General features: G+C 71.6%; 13 protein-coding genes. 4 read left to right on the top strand and 9 right to left on the bottom strand.

Features of this window, described 5'->3' with window-relative positions:
- Positions 1–76 precede the first annotated feature (76 nt).
- Both AB0N27_RS26755 and AB0N27_RS26760 read right to left on the bottom strand, forming a co-directional pair.
- A complete protein-coding gene (locus AB0N27_RS26755) occupies positions 77–970 on the bottom strand; it encodes an NUDIX domain-containing protein (RefSeq protein ID WP_364375384.1) in 894 nt (297 codons plus the stop codon).
- A gap of 136 nt (positions 971–1,106) precedes the next feature.
- Positions 1,107–2,057, bottom strand: coding sequence for an NUDIX domain-containing protein (locus AB0N27_RS26760; protein WP_364375387.1), 951 nt, complete (start codon positions 2,055–2,057; stop codon positions 1,107–1,109).
- A gap of 143 nt (positions 2,058–2,200) precedes the next feature.
- Between AB0N27_RS26760 and AB0N27_RS26765 the strand changes: the two genes are divergently transcribed.
- Positions 2,201–2,557, top strand: a complete 357-nt coding sequence (locus AB0N27_RS26765) for a PspC domain-containing protein (RefSeq protein WP_364375390.1) — start codon at positions 2,201–2,203, stop codon at positions 2,555–2,557.
- 7 nt (positions 2,558–2,564) lie between these two features.
- Here the strand turns inward: AB0N27_RS26765 and guaA are convergent, their stop codons facing one another.
- Both guaA and AB0N27_RS26775 read right to left on the bottom strand, forming a co-directional pair.
- On the bottom strand, positions 2,565–4,121 hold the full coding sequence (gene guaA, locus AB0N27_RS26770; RefSeq protein ID WP_364375393.1) for a glutamine-hydrolyzing GMP synthase: 1,557 nt from the start codon (positions 4,119–4,121) through the stop codon (positions 2,565–2,567).
- A gap of 160 nt (positions 4,122–4,281) precedes the next feature.
- Complete coding sequence (locus AB0N27_RS26775) at positions 4,282–5,979, bottom strand: GMC family oxidoreductase (protein WP_364375396.1); 1,698 nt, start codon at positions 5,977–5,979, stop codon at positions 4,282–4,284.
- 145 nt (positions 5,980–6,124) lie between these two features.
- On the opposite strand from AB0N27_RS26775, the gene AB0N27_RS26780 reads away from it, so the two are divergent.
- Positions 6,125–7,243 carry an LCP family protein gene (locus AB0N27_RS26780; RefSeq protein WP_364375399.1) on the top strand — a complete coding sequence of 373 codons (1,119 nt, stop codon included), beginning with the start codon at positions 6,125–6,127 and terminating at the stop codon, positions 7,241–7,243.
- A 6-nt stretch (positions 7,244–7,249) separates the two neighbouring features.
- On the opposite strand, the gene AB0N27_RS26785 is transcribed toward AB0N27_RS26780, so the two are convergent.
- A complete protein-coding gene (locus tag AB0N27_RS26785; protein ID WP_364375402.1) occupies positions 7,250–8,707 on the bottom strand; it encodes a M1 family metallopeptidase in 1,458 nt (485 codons plus the stop codon).
- Between the two features lie 105 nt (positions 8,708–8,812).
- Entirely contained in the window at positions 8,813–10,237 is a 1,425-nt protein-coding gene (locus AB0N27_RS26790) for a M1 family metallopeptidase (RefSeq protein ID WP_364375405.1), read from the bottom strand.
- A gap of 285 nt (positions 10,238–10,522) precedes the next feature.
- Here AB0N27_RS26790 and AB0N27_RS26795 point away from each other — a divergent pair, with 285 nt between their 5' ends.
- Positions 10,523–11,644, top strand: coding sequence for a sugar phosphate isomerase/epimerase (locus tag AB0N27_RS26795; protein ID WP_364375408.1), 1,122 nt, complete (start codon positions 10,523–10,525; stop codon positions 11,642–11,644).
- 60 nt (positions 11,645–11,704) lie between these two features.
- Here AB0N27_RS26795 and AB0N27_RS26800 read toward each other — a convergent pair whose 3' ends face one another.
- Positions 11,705–12,823, bottom strand: a complete 1,119-nt coding sequence (locus AB0N27_RS26800) for a GuaB3 family IMP dehydrogenase-related protein (RefSeq protein WP_364375411.1) — start codon at positions 12,821–12,823, stop codon at positions 11,705–11,707.
- Between the two features lie 31 nt (positions 12,824–12,854).
- A complete protein-coding gene (guaB, locus tag AB0N27_RS26805) occupies positions 12,855–14,417 on the bottom strand; it encodes an IMP dehydrogenase (RefSeq protein WP_364375414.1) in 1,563 nt (520 codons plus the stop codon).
- Between the two features lie 185 nt (positions 14,418–14,602).
- Here guaB and AB0N27_RS26810 point away from each other — a divergent pair, with 185 nt between their 5' ends.
- Complete coding sequence (locus tag AB0N27_RS26810) at positions 14,603–15,022, top strand: DUF5319 domain-containing protein (protein WP_364375417.1); 420 nt, start codon at positions 14,603–14,605, stop codon at positions 15,020–15,022.
- Between the two features lie 67 nt (positions 15,023–15,089).
- Here AB0N27_RS26810 and AB0N27_RS26815 read toward each other — a convergent pair whose 3' ends face one another.
- Positions 15,090–15,911: a response regulator transcription factor gene (locus AB0N27_RS26815; RefSeq protein ID WP_364375420.1), complete on the bottom strand. Its 822-nt coding sequence runs from the start codon at positions 15,909–15,911 to the stop codon at positions 15,090–15,092.
- Between the last annotated feature and the right edge of the window lie 74 nt (positions 15,912–15,985).

Raw genomic sequence — 15,985 nt, forward strand, 5'->3', positions numbered from 1 at the left:
ATCAACGCCCGTTTCCTCCGTCATCCCTCTCCTGACTGTACCGGAGGGTCACCATCGCGGCTCAGTGAGCGGGGTGTTATCGACCCCGTTGTCCGATTGCCGAGGCAGCGATGCCCGTCAACGGCAGGTCAGCGGCCTGCGCCCGGGTGAACCAGCCGGCCCGGGCCGTGGAACCGCCCGCGGACTCGGTGACCACCGCATCCGTCGGTACGTCCACCAGCACCCGATAGATCACCCGTACGCCGTGCCAGTCCAGCGGACGGCCCTCGGGGCCCAGCGCGGCGGGGTTGTGCAGGTTGTCCACGCCGAGCAGCTCCACCACCCGACCCAGTTGCCCACCCTCCTCGACCAGCTCCCGCAGCAGCCCGGTGGTCGGCTGTTCGCCGTGGTCGGTGCCACCACCGGGCAGGTGCCACTTGCCGGCACCCGGGTAGCCGTCCGCGATCTGGGTGAGCAGGATCCGCCCGGCCGGATCGGTGACCAGCCCGTACGCCCCGAAGCGCAGCCGGCGATCGGGGTGCGGCGGCGGGATCGGCTCGGCGGACCGGTGCGTACCGGCCGGGAGCGGGGTGACCGGGAGGCCGAGCAGTTCGGCGCTGAACGGCGTCAGCGGCAGCCGGGCTGCCTCTTCGGGGGTGACCCAAAGGGTCTCCACCTCGCCACCTCCGGCGCTGCCCGACGCGCCGCCCCGGGCGGCCACCTCGAAGAGCAGCCGATCGGTGTGCAGCGAGATGTCCTCCTGCGCGAGGACTGTCACGTCGGCCACGACGGCGAGCAGCCGGCCCACCGCCACCGTCGAACCGGTCTGCCCGGAAACGGCGCGGACGACGGCCCGCTCGGGGTGCTCGGCGTGCGCCACCAACCCTCCGGGCAGCGACCACACCTCCGGCTCCCGGCCCTCCCGGACAACCAGAACCCGCCCGGCATCCCGCAGAACCCCGTAGACCCCAACCCGTCGCGCCAGTTCCATCCCGCCCCGCTCCCCCGCCTACCGCCCACAGCGCTCGTCGATCATGAAGTTGTCGCCGTCCATCCCGGCGTGTCCTGACAATAACTTCATGATCGACGCGGCGAGGGGAGGTGGGAGGGAGGGAGCCGGGGGTGGGTCAGGTTAGTTGGGCGGCTTGGACTGCTTCGGCGGTCACCTCGGTGAGGCGGTCGGTGGGGAGGGCGCCCAGCTCCTCGCGGGCGAACCAGCGGGCCTCGCACGTCGAGCCGCCGACGTCGGCGATCGTCAGCGGGTTGGGCTGGTCGACCACCACCCGGTAGAAGGCGCGTACGCCGTGCCAGTCGATCGGGTAACCCTCCGGGCCCAGCGACGCGGCGTCGCGGTGGCTCGCCACCCCGAGCAGCTCGACGAGGCGGCCGGTCTGCCCGGTCTCCTCGACCAGCTCCCGGATCAGCGCCGCGCCGGGCTGCTCGCCGTAGTCGGTGCCGCCGCCCGGCAGGTGCCAGCAGCCGGCGCCCGGGTAGCCGTCCGAGACCCGGGTGAGCAGCACCCGACCGGCCGGATCGGTGCACACCGCGTACGCGGCGAAGCGCTGCGCCCGGTGCAGCCCGTCCGGGCCGGGCACCGCGTAGAAGGAGGGGAACTCGGGCACCTCGTCGGGCACCACGTCGGCCGAGGAGGCGGGCAGACCGAGGGCACGCGCGGTGAACGAGCGCAGCGGCAACTGGCGCGCCTCGTCGAGCGTGTACCACCGGGCCAGGTCGGTGGGGCGCTCGCCGGCCCGGTCGGCGAGGGTGCCGCCGCGCACCGCCACCCGGTAGATCAGCCGGTCGGTGTGGATGGTGATGCCGCGTTCGGGAAGTGCCCGCATGTCGGCGAGCACGTCGTCCAGCCCCGAGACCGCGACGGAGAGGCCCGTCTCGGCGGCGGTCTCCCGGACCACCGTGTGGTTCGGGTCCTCGCCGTGGTCGACCGCCCCGCCGGGCAACGACCAGGTGCCGGGGGTGCCGGAGCGCTCCGATGCGCGGACCAGCAACACTCGGCCGTCTGAATCAGCACAAACTGCGTATGCCGCGATCCTGCGGAGCGGCTCCAACATGGTGGTCACGGGTCCAAATTCTCCCCGGGCCGGGTTACCGGAACGGAAAAGAGTCGGATTCCTGACTGTCTGGCCCCAATCAGGGATCGGTCAGGGTAAGGATCCGGGCGGTCACCGAGGGCGGGCCCGGCACCAGCGCGGACCGTGGAGGCATGACATCAACCACCGCTCCCCGCGCCCCGTACAAGCAGCTCCGCCGACCGACCACCGACCGCATGGTGGCGGGGGTCGCCAGCGGCCTCGGCCGCTACTTCGACGTAGACCCCACACTGGTCCGGGTGGTCTTCGCGGTCACCGGCCTGCTCACCGGCGGGCTCGCGCTGTTCGCGTACCCGATCATGTGGTTCCTGATGCCCGAGGAGCCCACCGGCGCGCCGGCCTGGCCGCACCCGGCGGGCGCCGCGCCGCAGCCCACCGCCGGGCCCGCGCCCGGCCAACAGACGCCTGGGTACGCCCCGACGCCGCCCTACCCGCCGACGACCCCGTCCAGCACGCCGCCGGCAGCCTGAGCGGCGCTCACTCCCACTCGATGGTGCCCGGGGGCTTGCTGGTGACGTCAAGCACCACCCGGTTGACCTCGGCCACCTCGTTGGTGATCCGGGTGGAGATCCGGGCCACCACCTCGTAGGGCAGCCGCGACCAGTCGGCGGTCATGGCGTCCTCGCTGGAGACCGGGCGCAGCACCACGGGATGCCCGTAGCTGCGCCCGTCGCCCTGCACTCCGACGCTGCGCACGTCGGCAAGCAGCACCACCGGGAACTGCCAGACGCCCCGGTCCAGGCCGGCGGCGGTCAACTCCTCGCGGGCGATCAGGTCGGCCCGGCGCAGCAGGTCGAGCCGCTCCCGGTCGACCGCGCCGATGATCCGGATGGCCAGGCCGGGGCCGGGGAACGGGTGCCGCCAGACCATCGCCTCGGGCAGGCCAAGCTCCAGGCCGAGCGCCCGGACCTCGTCCTTGAACAGGGTGCGCAGCGGCTCGACAAGGGCGAACTTCAGGTCCTCCGGTAGGCCGCCGACGTTGTGGTGGCTCTTGATGTTGGCGGTGCCGGTGCCGCCGCCGGACTCCACCACGTCCGGGTAGAGGGTGCCCTGCACCAGGTACTCCACGTCGCCGTGTGCGGCGACCTCACGCGCGGCGGCCTCGAAGACCCGGATGAACTCCCGGCCAATGATCTTGCGCTTCTGCTCCGGGTCGGTCACCCCGGCCAGCGCGCCGAGGAACCGCTCCTCGGCGTCGACGACCTTGAGCTTGATGCCGGTGGCCGCCACGTAGTCCTTCTCCACCTGCTCGGCCTCACCGGCGCGCAGCAGGCCGTGGTCGACGAAGACGCAGGTGAGCTGGTCACCTACCGCCTTGTGCACGAGCGCGGCGGCGACCGCCGAGTCCACCCCGCCGGACAGGCCGCAGATGACCTCCTTGTCGCCGACCTGGGCGCGGATCCGGGCCACCTGTTCGTCGATGATGTTCGCGGGCGTCCAGGTGGGCTCGATGCCTGCGATGTCGTACAGGAAGCGGGTCAGCATCTCCTGACCGTGCGCGGTGTGCCCGACCTCCGGGTGGAACTGCACGCCGGCACGACGCCCGGCCACGTCCTCGAACGCCGCCACCGGTGCGCCCGCCGACTCGGCGGTCACAGTGAAGCCCTCGGGCGCCTCGGTGACGCAGTCGCCGTGGCTCATCCAGACCGGCAGGTCGGCCGGCAGGTCGCGCAGCAGCACGCCCGGCTCGGTCAGACGGGGGCGCAGTGGCGTGCCGCCGTACTCGCGGTTGCCCGTCTTCGCGACGGTGCCACCGAGCGCCTGGGCCATCGCCTGGAAGCCGTAGCAGATGCCGAAGACCGGCACATCCGACGTGAACACGTCGGCGTCGATCTGCGGGGCGTTCGGCGCGTAGACGCTGGCCGGGCCGCCGGAGAGGATGATCGCGGCCGGGTTCTTCGCAAGCATCTCGGCGACAGGCATCGAGTGGGGCACGATCTCGGAGTAGACCTTCGCCTCGCGGACCCGGCGCGCGATGAGCTGGGCGTACTGGGCTCCGAAGTCCACCACGAGGACGGGGCGAGGCAGGCTCATGTGCACAAAGCCTACCGACAGTCACCGGCACCCCCGCCACCGGCACGCCCCCTGTCCCGCCCCGTCTCCCGTCCACCTTCCCGGCGATCTTGCACTTCCTGCGGCGACAAAAGTTCACAAATCCCGCGTAACGACGACTAAAACTGCAAGATCGGCGGGGTTAGGGGCGCAGGGCGCCGGGGGCGCCTGGCGGGACCGTGGGGTTTTGCGGGGGGACGGGTGACACACGGCGGTACGGGGCGCCCAGGGGTGGGCGCGGGTCCTCCTCGCCCCGGTTGGGCCAGAACGACATCGCCCGCTCCGCCTGCGCGGTGATCGTCAGCGACGGGTTGACCCCGAGGTTGGCCGAGACCGCCGCGCCGTCCACCACGTGCAGCCCCGGATGGCCGTACACCCGGTGCCAGGGGTCGATCACCCCGTCGGCCGGGGTGGCGCCGATCACCGCCCCGCCCAGGATGTGCGCGGTCATCGGGATGTCGAACGGCTCGGTGACCGAGCCACCGGGGGTGCCGCCGATCTCCTCGGCGAGCAGCCGGGCCGCGGCGTTGCCGGCCGGGATCCAGGTAGGGCTCGGCGTGCCGTGCCCCGGGCCGGTGACCAGTCGGCGACCGAACACGCCGCGCCGCCACCGGGTGGTCAGCGAGTTGTCCACCGACTGCATCACCAGGGCGATGACCGTCCGCTCGGACCAGCCACGGACCGAGAGCATCCGGGCGGCGAGCCCCGGCTGCCGCACGATGCTGCCCAGCCAGCGCCGCACCCGGCGCGGACCGCCGTCGACGAGCAGCGACTGGAGCAGCCCCATCGCGTTGGAGCCGCGCCCGTAGCGGACCGGCTCGATGTGGGTCTGCGCGTCGGGGTGGAACGAACTGGTGATCGCCACACCCTCGCTGAAGTCCAGTCGCTCGGCCCGGGCCCGCTGGCGCTCCACCGAGGCGCCCAGGATGGCCTCCGAGTTGGTGCGGGTCAGCTCGCCGAGGCGGGGCGACAGCGCCGGCAACGCCCCGTCGGCCTTCATCGCGTGCAGCAGTCGCTGGGTGCCGAGCGCGCCGGCGGCGAAGACGACCTGGTCGGCGTGGATCACCTGCCGGCGCCCCCGCATCCACGCGCCGGTGCGGACGGTGTGCACCTCGTACCCGCCCTCGGAGGCGGGCCGGACGGCGGTCACAGTGGTCAACGGGTGCACCTCCGCGCCCTGCCGCTCGGCGAGCCAGAGGTAGTTCTTGACAAGCGTGTTCTTGGCCCCGTGCCGGCAGCCCGTCATGCACGAGCCGCAGTGCAGGCAGCCGGTGCGCTCCGGGCCGGCGCCGCCGAAGTACGGGTCGGCGACGCGCTGACCGGGCCGACCGATGTGCACGCCCACCGGGGTGGCGTGGAAGGTGTGGCCCACCCCCATCCGCTCGGCCACCGCCCGCATGGCCCGGTCCGCGCCGGTGTCCATCGGGTACGTGGTGACGCCGAGCATCCGCTTCGCCTGGTCGTAGTGGCGGGCCAACTCGTCACGCCAGTCGGTGATGTCCCGCCACTGCGGGTCGGCGTAGAAGGCCGGAAGCGGTTCGTAGAGCGTGTTCGCGTAGACCAGCGAACCGCCGCCCACCCCGGCCCCGGACAGCACGAGCACCCCGCTGCCGGATCCCCGGTCGGCCGGGCGCAGGAGGGTGAGCCGCTGGATGCCGTAGCACCCCAGCTTCGGCGCCCACAGGAACCGCCGCGCCCGCCAGGACGTCTGCGGGAACTCGTCGTCGGCGAACCGCCGGCCGGCCTCCAGGACGCCGACCGACCATCCCTTCTCCGCGAGTCGCAGCGCGGTGACGCTGCCGCCGAAGCCGGACCCGATGACGACCACGTCATACCGCATGGACGCATCATTACTCGTCAGTAGCGCTCGCGCCAGCGCCCGTTTTCGCGCGATCATGCACCGGCCGACCGACCCGACGGCGCCCGGCCGCAACCCGGGGCACCTGTCGGAGCGTTGTTCAGCAGACGGGTGGAAGGATTCCAACATGGTCCTCGGGTCGATGGCACCGCGCCGACGGTGGTTACTGCTGGGCCTGGCGGCCCTCGCCGCCGTCGCGCTGATCGTCGCCGGGACGGTGGTGGTCACCCGGCTGACCGGCGACAGCAGGCCGGGTGGCGCTCCGGTGGCCGGCTCGCCGAGCCCGTCGCCCATCGACACGCCCACCCCCAGCCCCAGCGGCCCTCCGCCGGGCGCGAACATCACCGGCCCGCTGACCCTGCTGCTGGTAGGCGTGGACACCCGGGTCAGCGTGCCCGGCTGGGAGCCGCACTCCGACGCCGTGCTGGTGCTGCACGTGCCAAAGGGGTTGGGCCGGGCGTACCTCTTCTCGCTCCCCCGCGACCTGCTGGTGGACATCCCGGCGTTCCCCAAGGCCGGTTACAAGGGCGCCAAGACCAAGCTCACCCACGCGATGAGCTACGGCAGCCGGGTGCCGGGCAAACCCAAACAGCCGAGCACCGCCCAGGGGTACGAGCTGCTGCGCAGCACGGTAAGCGGCTACACCGGGCTGCGCATCGACGCGGGCGCGGTGCTCACCTTCACCGGGTTCGACAGGCTCGTGAACGCCCTCGGCGGCGTGGACATCTACGTCGACCAGCGGGTCGCCTCCCTGCACCGCCGGCCGGACGGCAAGTACCGGGAGAGCGCACCCGGCGGGTACACCGGGCCGCAGCAGGTCTACGAGAAGGGTGAGCGGCACCTCAACGGCTGGCAGGCGCTGGACTACGCGCGGCAGCGCTACATCACCGGCGGCGACTACGCCCGGCAGCGCCACCAGCAGCAGCTCATCCGCGCGCTGACCCGCAAGATCCTCGACGAGGGTCTGGCCCGGCAACCCGAGCGGGTCGACCAGGTGGTCGCGGCGCTCGGCGACACCCTCGTGTACGTGGGCGGCAACCGGATCGTCGACCTGGCGTACGCGCTGAGCGGGGTGCCCGAGGACCGCTTCGTGCTTGTCGGGTTGCCCGGCTCCGGGGTCGGCAAGGGCAGCGCCTACCGCGGCGAACAGCTCACCACCGAGGGCCGCACGTTCATCACCGAGCTGCGCGCCGGCCGCGCCGACCAGTACCTGGCCGCCCACCCCAAGCTGGTGGTCAGGAACTGACCCCGGTCAGAGCCGCTTGGGCTGGACGGGTCTTTTGGTGCCGTAGAGCCACGCGTCGAAGAGTGGGTCGAGCTGCTTTCCGGAGACCCGTTCGGCCAGGGCCACGAACTCGGCAGTCGTGGCGGTGCCGTTGCGCTTGTCCGCCGCCCAGGCCTTGACGATCTCGAAGAACGCCTTGTCGCCGACGGCCACCCGCAACGCGTGCAGGGTCATCCCGCCGCGCTGGTAAACCGACTCGCTGAACAGCTTCTCCACACCCGGCCGGCCCGGTGGCGTCTTCCACACCGAGGCGGACATCTGGGCGTACCTGTTGTCGAACGCCTCCTTGGCGGTGTACTCCCCGGTGTGCTCGGCCCACAGCCACTCCGCGTACGTCGCGAAGCCCTCGTTGAGCCAGATGTCCTCCCACCTGGCAAGCGCCACGCTGTCGCCGAACCACTGGTGGGCCAGCTCGTGCGCCACCACCTCGGTGTTCTCGCCCTGGCGGAAGAACCCGCCGGAGTAGACCGGGCGGCTCTGCGTCTCCAGCGCGTACCCGATGCGGCTGTCGGAGACGACCACACCGCCGTACGCGTCGAACGGGTACGGCCCGAACACGCTCTCCAGGTAGTCGGCGACCGTGACGGTCTGGGCGATCGACGCGTCCGCGGCACCCTTTGGCAGTTTGGTGGTGACCGCGCTGTACACCGGTCGGCCCTTGTGCTCACCTGTGGTGACCCGGAACTTGCCGATCACAAGCGTGCTCAGGTAGCTGGCCATCGGCGACTTCTCGGACCACTTCCAGGTGGTCCACCCGTCCTTGTTGGTCCGGCCGCCGGGTACGCCGTTGCTGACCGCGGTGAGCCCGTCCGGGACGGTGATCTCGAAGTCGTACGAGGCCTTGTCGGAGGGGTGGTCGTTGACCGGGAACCAGGTGCTCGCCGACTCGGGCTGCCCCAGCGCGATGGCGCCGTCGGAGGTGTGCAGGAATCCGCCGTCGCCGAGCACCTCGTTGCGCAGCGGCTTCGGCACCCCCGCGTAGGTGATCTCCGCGACGAACCCGTTGCCGTTGATCAGGCCGGTCGCCGGCTTGATGACCAGTTCGTTCTTGTCCCTGCGGTGGGTGGCCGGGACGCCGTCCACTGTCACCCGCTCGACGGTCAGGCCGGCGAGGTCGAGGTTGAACGACGACAGGTCGGCCGTCGCGGTGGCCTGCACCGTGACCGTGCCGTCCAGCCGGTCCTTCGCCGGGTCGTAACGCACCTTGACTGTGTACCGACCGACGTCGTACCCGCCGTTGCCGTAGCTCGGGAAGTAGTCGTCGCCGACCCCCGCGGCGCCGGGGGTGAACGTCCGCCCCTGCGTGGGGGACGCGCTCGGCGACGGCTCCGCCGTTGGTGTGGTCGAGTCACATCCGGACAGCAGGAGCGCCCCGGTCACCAGCAGACCGGCACCGACCCGCAGCCTGCGCCGCGTCACAGTCATCACGAGTCCTCCCGTACGGATGCGGTGGCGGCCGGGCCGCCCCGCGCGACGGGCGTCTCCCACCGATCGCAGGCGGCAGCCTATCGACAGGTGATCACGTCACCGTCACGGCAGGGTGGGGGCCGAACCGCCCACCAGCCAGGCGTCGAGAAGCGGTCGCAGCTGCCGACCCGACACCCGCTCGGCGAGTGCGACGAAGTCGGACGTGGTGGCGTTGCCGCCCGCCCGCTCGGCGGTCCAGGTACGCAGGATGCGGAAGAACACGTCGTCGCCGACGGTGCGGCGCAGCGCGTGCACGGTCAGCGCGCCGCGCTTGTAGACGGCGGTGCCGAACATGCGCTCCCGGCCCGGCTCGACCGACGGCTGCGTCCAGTCCGTCGCCGCGTACTGGATCTCGAAGTTGCGCTGCGCGGTACGCCCGCCGTCGTGCTCCTCCCACAGCCACTCGGCGTAGCTGGCGAAGCCCTCGTTCAGCCAGATGTCACCCCAGCGGGTCAGCGACACGCTGTCGCCGAACCACTGGTGGGCCAGCTCGTGCGCGACGACTCCCGGGTGGGGTCGGTCGCCGGTGAAGAAGGCGGGTCCGTAGACCGGCCGGGACTGGGTCTCCAGGGCGTAGCCGATCCGGTCGTCGGCGACGACGATCCCGCCGTACGAGTCGAAGGGGTACGGGCCGAAGCGGCTGGCCAGGAAGTCGACGATCTCCCCAGTGCGGGCCACCGAGCTGGCGGCGCCGCCGGTCGCCGGCAGGCTCGCCGCCACGGCGGTGACCATCGGCCGACCGGCGTGGGTGCCTGTCGTCACCCGGTAGTTCCCGATCACCAGGGTGCTCAGGTAGCTGGCCATCGGGGCGCGCTCGGCCCAGCGCCAGGTGGTCCAGCCGTCGGCGCTGTTCGTCGGGCCGGGCACCCCGTTGCTCAGCGCCGACAGTCCGTCCGGGACGGTCACCGCGACGTCGTAGGTGGCCTTGTCGGACGGGTGGTCGTTGACCGGGAACCAGGTCGCGGCGGAGTCGGGTTGGCCGAGCGCGATCGCCCCGTCGGCGGTGTGCAGGAAACCGCCGCTGCCGAGTTCACCGTCGGCGATGGCGTCGGGAACGCCCGCGTAGTCGACGGTCACCGTGAACTGCCGGCCGCGGGGCAGCCCGTCGCGTGGGGTCACCACCAGTTCGTCGTCTCTCCGGCGGTGGTCGGCGGATGCGTCGGCGACGGTGACCGCGTCGACGGTCAGGCCGTGCAGGTCCAGGTTGAACCGGGACAGGTCCTGGGTGGCGGTGGCGGTGATGACGGCGCGGCCGGTCAGCCTGTCGCTCGCCGGGTCGTAGCGGACGTCGAGGCCGTAGTGCGTGACGTCGTAGCCGCCGTTGCCGCGCCCGGGCACGTACGGGTCGCCGGCATCGGCGGCGCCCGGCCGGAACCCGTCGGTGCCGGCGCCCGTGCAGCCGGACGCCAGAAGTGCCACTGCACCTGTCAACGCGATGACGCCGGCGGCCAGGCGGCGGCCGGTAGGTATCCGTCCGGTGCGGACCATGCGCACTCCTCCTGCCGTGAACCACGGTCAGGACGAGCGTAGTCAGCGCCATGCGGCGTGCGGCCCGTATCGACGATCATCAGTTACTTTCGTTGAATCAAACAAAAGTTGGTGCTGATCAATACTTTCTTTTGGCTTCGACCGTCGTTAGTGTCTGACTCCAAGATGTAACGCGTTCGGAACAATCGGACGCGGACGGGCGCTCGGCGGCGCCCCGCGACCGGACTCTCGTCGCACCTCTGCTGATCGTCATCGACGGCAACCACCGTCGCGAAAGGTGGAACGATGCCAGACCAGACCGCACCCGACGCCTCCCCCGCCGGCCGGCTCAGCCGCCGGTCCCTGCTCGCCGCCTCCGCCGGCGCCGCCGCCGCGATCGGCGCGGCCGGGCTCCCCGTCCTCGCCACCGGCACCCCCGCACTCGCCCACCCCAAGGACAAGGGCGGCAGCAGGCTGCGGGTCGAGCCGCTGATCCCGGCGAAGAACCGCGGCATCATCCTCTACAGCGTCCGGGACCGGATCACCGCCGCACCCGACGACAGCGGCGTGCCGTACGGCTTCGAACGCGTCCTCGCCCGGCTCGCCGAGATCGGCTACAAGGAGATCGAGTTCGCCGGCTACACCCAGAGCACCGAGATCCTGGGCCGGCAGATCACCCCTCGCGAGATCCGCAAGATCCTCGACGACAACGGACTGGTCGCAAACGGCACGCACGCCTCGATCCAGGCGGCCACCTTCCAGGAGCAGCTCGACATCGCCGAGGAACTCGGCATGAAGAACATCGGCACCGGCAGCGACCCGACCAACAGCGCGTACAAGGCCGACTGGGACGCCGCCGCCGACACCTGGAACGAACTGGGCCGGCAGGCCCGGGCCCGGGGCATGCGCCTCTACACGCACAACCACGACGTCGCGTACAGCTTCCTGCTCGACTCCGGGCCCCTCGACGCCCAGGGCCGCCCCACCCGTTCGTCGGGCATCCGCCGGCTTGAGTACTTCTTCGGCAGGACCGACCCCCGGTACGTCTTCTTCGAGTTCGACATCTACTGGGGTTACGTCGCGCGGTACAAGCACCAGAAGTACGTCGACCCGGCCGGCCGGGAACAGACCGACCTGTTCGACCCGATCCTCAACGTGGCCGACCGGACCACCAGGTTCCCGCTCTTCCACGCCAAGGACGGCGACCGGGACCCCAGCGTGCCCAACGGCCACCAGATGACGCCGCTCGGCGAGGGCGACATCAACTTCCAGCAGTTCTTCCAGACCATCGGCGAGCGGGACTTCCACCACGCCAACTGGGAGATGGACACAGCGCCCGGCGGCACCGCCAACCGGGCACAGTCGCTGGACTTCGCGGCGCTCAGCTACCGCAACATGTCCGACCTGACCATCTACCTCAAGAAGTAAGCGGGAAGGCCGGCCCCGCCACGGGGGCGGGGCCGGCCTTCCGGCGTCTGATCGGGCAGGTCAGCGGTCCAGGACCAGGCCCACCTTCTGGAACTCCTTGAGGTCGCGGTAGCCGCACTTGGCCATCGCCCGGCGCAGCCCACCGAACAGGTTGAGCTGGCCGTCGGCCTCGTCGGCCGGCCCGAAGAGCAACTCCTCCATCGACCCGAGCGGCTCACCGGCCACCTCGAACGTGCCCCGGGGCAGCGACGGGTGACTCGCCGCCGAGTGCCACCACGCGCCACCGGCGGGCGCCTCGTCGCAGAGCGACAACGGCTCGCCGAGCATCACCGCGTCCGCGCCGCAGCCGAGCGCCTTGGCGATGTCACCGGAGGTCTGGATGTCACCGTCGGCGATCAGGTGCACGTACCGGCCGCCGGTCTCGTCCAGGTAGTCCCGACGGGCCGCCGCAGCGTCGGCGATCGCGGTGGCCATCGGCACCCGGATCCCCAGCACCGACTCGGTGGTCGACCACCCGTCGCCGCCGATGCCCACGATCACACCTGCCGCGCCGGTACGCATCAGGTGCAGCGCCGTCTTGTAGTCGGTGCAGCCGCCCACGATCACCGGCAGGTCCAGGTCGGCGATGAACTCCTTGAGGTTCAACGGCTCGTCGGTCGTCGACACGTGCTCGGCCGACACGATGGTGCCCTGGATGACCAGGATGTCCACCCCGGCGTCCAGGATCACCGGCGCCAGCGCGAGGGTGTGCTGCGGGGAGACCCGCACCGCCACCGTGCCGCCACCGGCGCGCAGCTCACTCACCCGCTCGGCGATCAGGTCGGGGCGGATCGGCTCCGCGTACACCTCCTGGAGCCGCTTGGTGGCGCGGGCGTCCTCGTCGAGGCCGGCCAACTCCTCCAGCACCTTCGCCGGGTTCTCGTAGCGGGTCCACAGCCCCTCGACGTTGAGCACGCCGAGGCCGCCGAGCTGACCGAGCCGCACCGCCGACGACGGGCTCATCGTGGCGTCCGAGGGGTGCCCGACGCAGGGGATGCCGAACGGGTACGCGTCGAGCTGCCAGGCGGTGGAGACGTCGTCGACGTCCCGGGTCCGGCGGCTCGGCACGATGGCGATGTCGTCCAGGTGGTAGCCGCGCTGCGCGGTCTTGCCCAGCCCGATCTCGACCACGTCACGCATGGGGGACTCCAGGTGGTTGGGGGTGGTGGGGTCAGCGGGTGTGGTAGTTGGGCGCCTCGACTGTCATCTGGATGTCGTGCGGGTGGCTCTCCTTGAGACCGGCCGCCGTGATCCGGATGAGCTGGCCCCTGTCGTGCAGGTCGGGGATGTTCTCCGCACCGGCGTACCCCATCGCCAGCCGCAGCCCGCCGACCAGCTGGTGGGCCACCCGGGACAGCGGCCCCCGGTAGGGCACCTGACCCTCGACGCCCTCGGGGACCAGCTTGTCGTCGCTGAGCACGTCCTGCTGGAAGTAGCGGTCCTTCGAGTACGACTTGGCCTGGCCCCGGGACTGCATCGCGCCGAGCGACCCCATGCCCCGGTACGCCTTGAACTGCTTGCCGTTGACGAAGATCAGCTCGCCGGGGCTCTCCTCGCAGCCGGCCAGCAGGCTGCCGAGCATCACCGTGTCGGCGCCGGCGACAAGCGCCTTGGCGATGTCGCCGGAATACTGGATGCCGCCGTCGCCGATCACCGGCACGCCGGCCGGACGGGCGGCCCGGGCGGCCTCCATGATCGCGGTGATCTGCGGGACGCCGACCCCTGCGACGATCCGGGTGGTGCAGATCGCGCCCGGGCCGACACCCACCTTGACCCCGTCGGCGCCGGCGTCGACAAGCGCCTTCGCACCGGCGTACGTGGCCACGTTGCCGCCCACGATGTCGATGCTCACGTCCTTCTTGAGCCGGCGGACCATGTCCAGCACGGCCCGCTGGTGGCCGTGCGCGGTGTCCACGATCAGCACGTCCACGCCCGCGTCGACGAGCGTGCGGGCCCGCTTGTACGAGTCCTCGCCGACGCCGATCGCGGCGGCCACCCGGAGCCGACCGGCGCCGTCCTTGGTGGCCTCCGGGTACTGCTCGCTCTTGGTGAAGTCCTTGACGGTGATCAGCCCACGCAGCCGACCCGAGTCGTCAACGATCGGCAGCTTCTCGACCTTGTGCTGGCGCAGCAGCGCGAGCGCGTCGTCCTTGCTCACCCCGACCCGGGCGGTGATCAGCGGGGTACGGGTCATGATCTCGCGGACCGGAGTGTCCGGCTCGGAGACGAACCGCATGTCCCGGTTGGTGACGATGCCGACCAGTTGGCCGTCGCCGTCCACCACCGGCACACCGGAGATCCGGTACCTGCCGCACAGCTCGTCGACCTCGCGCAGCGTGTCGTCGGGGCTGGCCGTCACCGGATTGGTGATCATGCCGGACTCGGAGCGCTTGACCAGGTCGACCTGGAGCGCCTGATCATCCACCGAGAGGTTTCGGTGCAGCACGCCGATGCCACCCTGACGGGCCATGGCGATCGCCATCCGCGCCTCGGTGACGGTGTCCATCGCGCTGGACAGCAGCGGGATGGTCAGTTCGATGTTGCGGGTGAGCTTCGTACGGGTGTTGACCCGGCTGGGCACCACGTCCGACTCGCCCGGCTGCAACAGCACGTCGTCGAAGGTGAGCCCGAGCGGAACGACCCGGGCCGAGCCGGCCGGCAGCTCGGGCAGGTGGCCGCCCAGGTCGGCGCGCTCGGCGCCGGCCGGAAGATCAGTGCTGGGCGAATTTTCCACGATTGCTCCCCTGAGCTGCTCGGATGGGCTTCAGCGAGGTGGCGCGGGCGGGCACCGGAGCACGCCACGGTGCCGGCACGTCGTCCCATCGTACCCAGTGAGCTGGGCGACTCCTCCGGTGGCGGGCCGGCCCGTCGCGCGCCCGGGGGCGGACGTCCCCGCCGCGTTGGGTCTACGGTGAGGGGGTGCACGACGAGCCCATCGACCCGTTCAACGGCGACCCGGCCGACCCGACTGCGGGGCTGGACGACCCGGGCGACGACGCGACGCCGGATCCGCTGACCGACGTCGAGCGGCAGGATGTGCTGGAGGACCTCGCCGACCTGGAGATCTACCAGGCCCTGCTGGCGCCGATCGGGGTGCGCGGGCTGGTGATCGAATGCGAGGACTGCCGGGAGCCGCACTACTTCGACTGGGACCTGCTGCGGGGCAACCTGCGCCACCTGCTCAACTCGGGCCGGCCGCGCGTGCACGAGCCCGCGTACGACCCGGACCCGGACCACTACGTGACGTGGGACTACGCACGCGGGTACGCCGACGGGGTGCACGACACCCTGACCGAGGGCACCGAGGACGAGTCGGGCACCCCCACCGCGACGGACTGAGCACCGCCGGCGCTCTCCGCGACCCTGTGTGGTCGCCGCTCTCTGACGGCTCCGGGCGCGGGCGGTGTCAGGCGACCAGGCCGGCGCGGAACCCGGCGGCTACCGCGTGCGCGCGGTCCCTGGCACCGAGCTTGCGGAACAGCCTGCGGGCGTGCGTCTTGACGGTGTCCTCCGACACGAACAGCTCCCGGCCGATCTCCGCGTTGCTCTTGCCCTCGGCCATCCCCAGCAGCACCTGAAGTTCCCGTTCGGTGAGCCCGATCGACGCCCGCGCGGGGCGGGCGCCCGGTGCGGGGCGGGCCGGGTCGGCCTGCTCGGTCGGCGTCTCGCCGTTCGCCGGCTCGGCTTCGTCGTCACCGCGCTGCACGGGTACCGACGGCACACCCGCCGACCCTTCGCCGGTCGCCGTGGAGGGCCGGCCGGGTTCGCCCGAGCCGCGCAGCGACGGCGTGGAACGGCCCGGGCCGCCGACCGCCGCGGTGTCCCGGGCCGGATCGGTGATCCGTTGCCGGTTCGCCCGACCGGGGGCGGTGAGCAGCAGCAGGGCCTTGGCCACCGCGCTTGTCAGATCGTGGTCGGCGTTCTGGATCAGGCCCCGGGCGCCCGCGCTGATGGTGGCCGCCGCGGCCTCCGACTCCTCGGTCCCGAGCAGCACCACCGCGGCCTGCGGCGCGCGGGCCAGCACCCGACGGACGAACCCCGCGCTGTCCGGCCGGGTGAGGGCCGTGTCGGCGAGCACCACGTCGGCCGGTCGCTCGGCGAGCCGCAGCATCACCTCGGGATCGGAGACGGCGGTACGGACAATCGCGGACAACCCCAGCCGCGCGGCAGCAGATGTCAGATGCTGGGCCGCGAGCGGTGTCCGAACGCACACAAGAACGGTACGCACTGTGGTCTCCTCTCCGCCCACGAGCAGACCATGACGAGGTCGGCTGGGGAGGGGGTTCCCGGCAATCCTTCGAA

It is taken from the genome of Micromonospora sp. NPDC093244, assembly GCF_040683695.1.
GTDB lineage: Bacteria > Actinomycetota > Actinomycetes > Mycobacteriales > Micromonosporaceae > Micromonospora.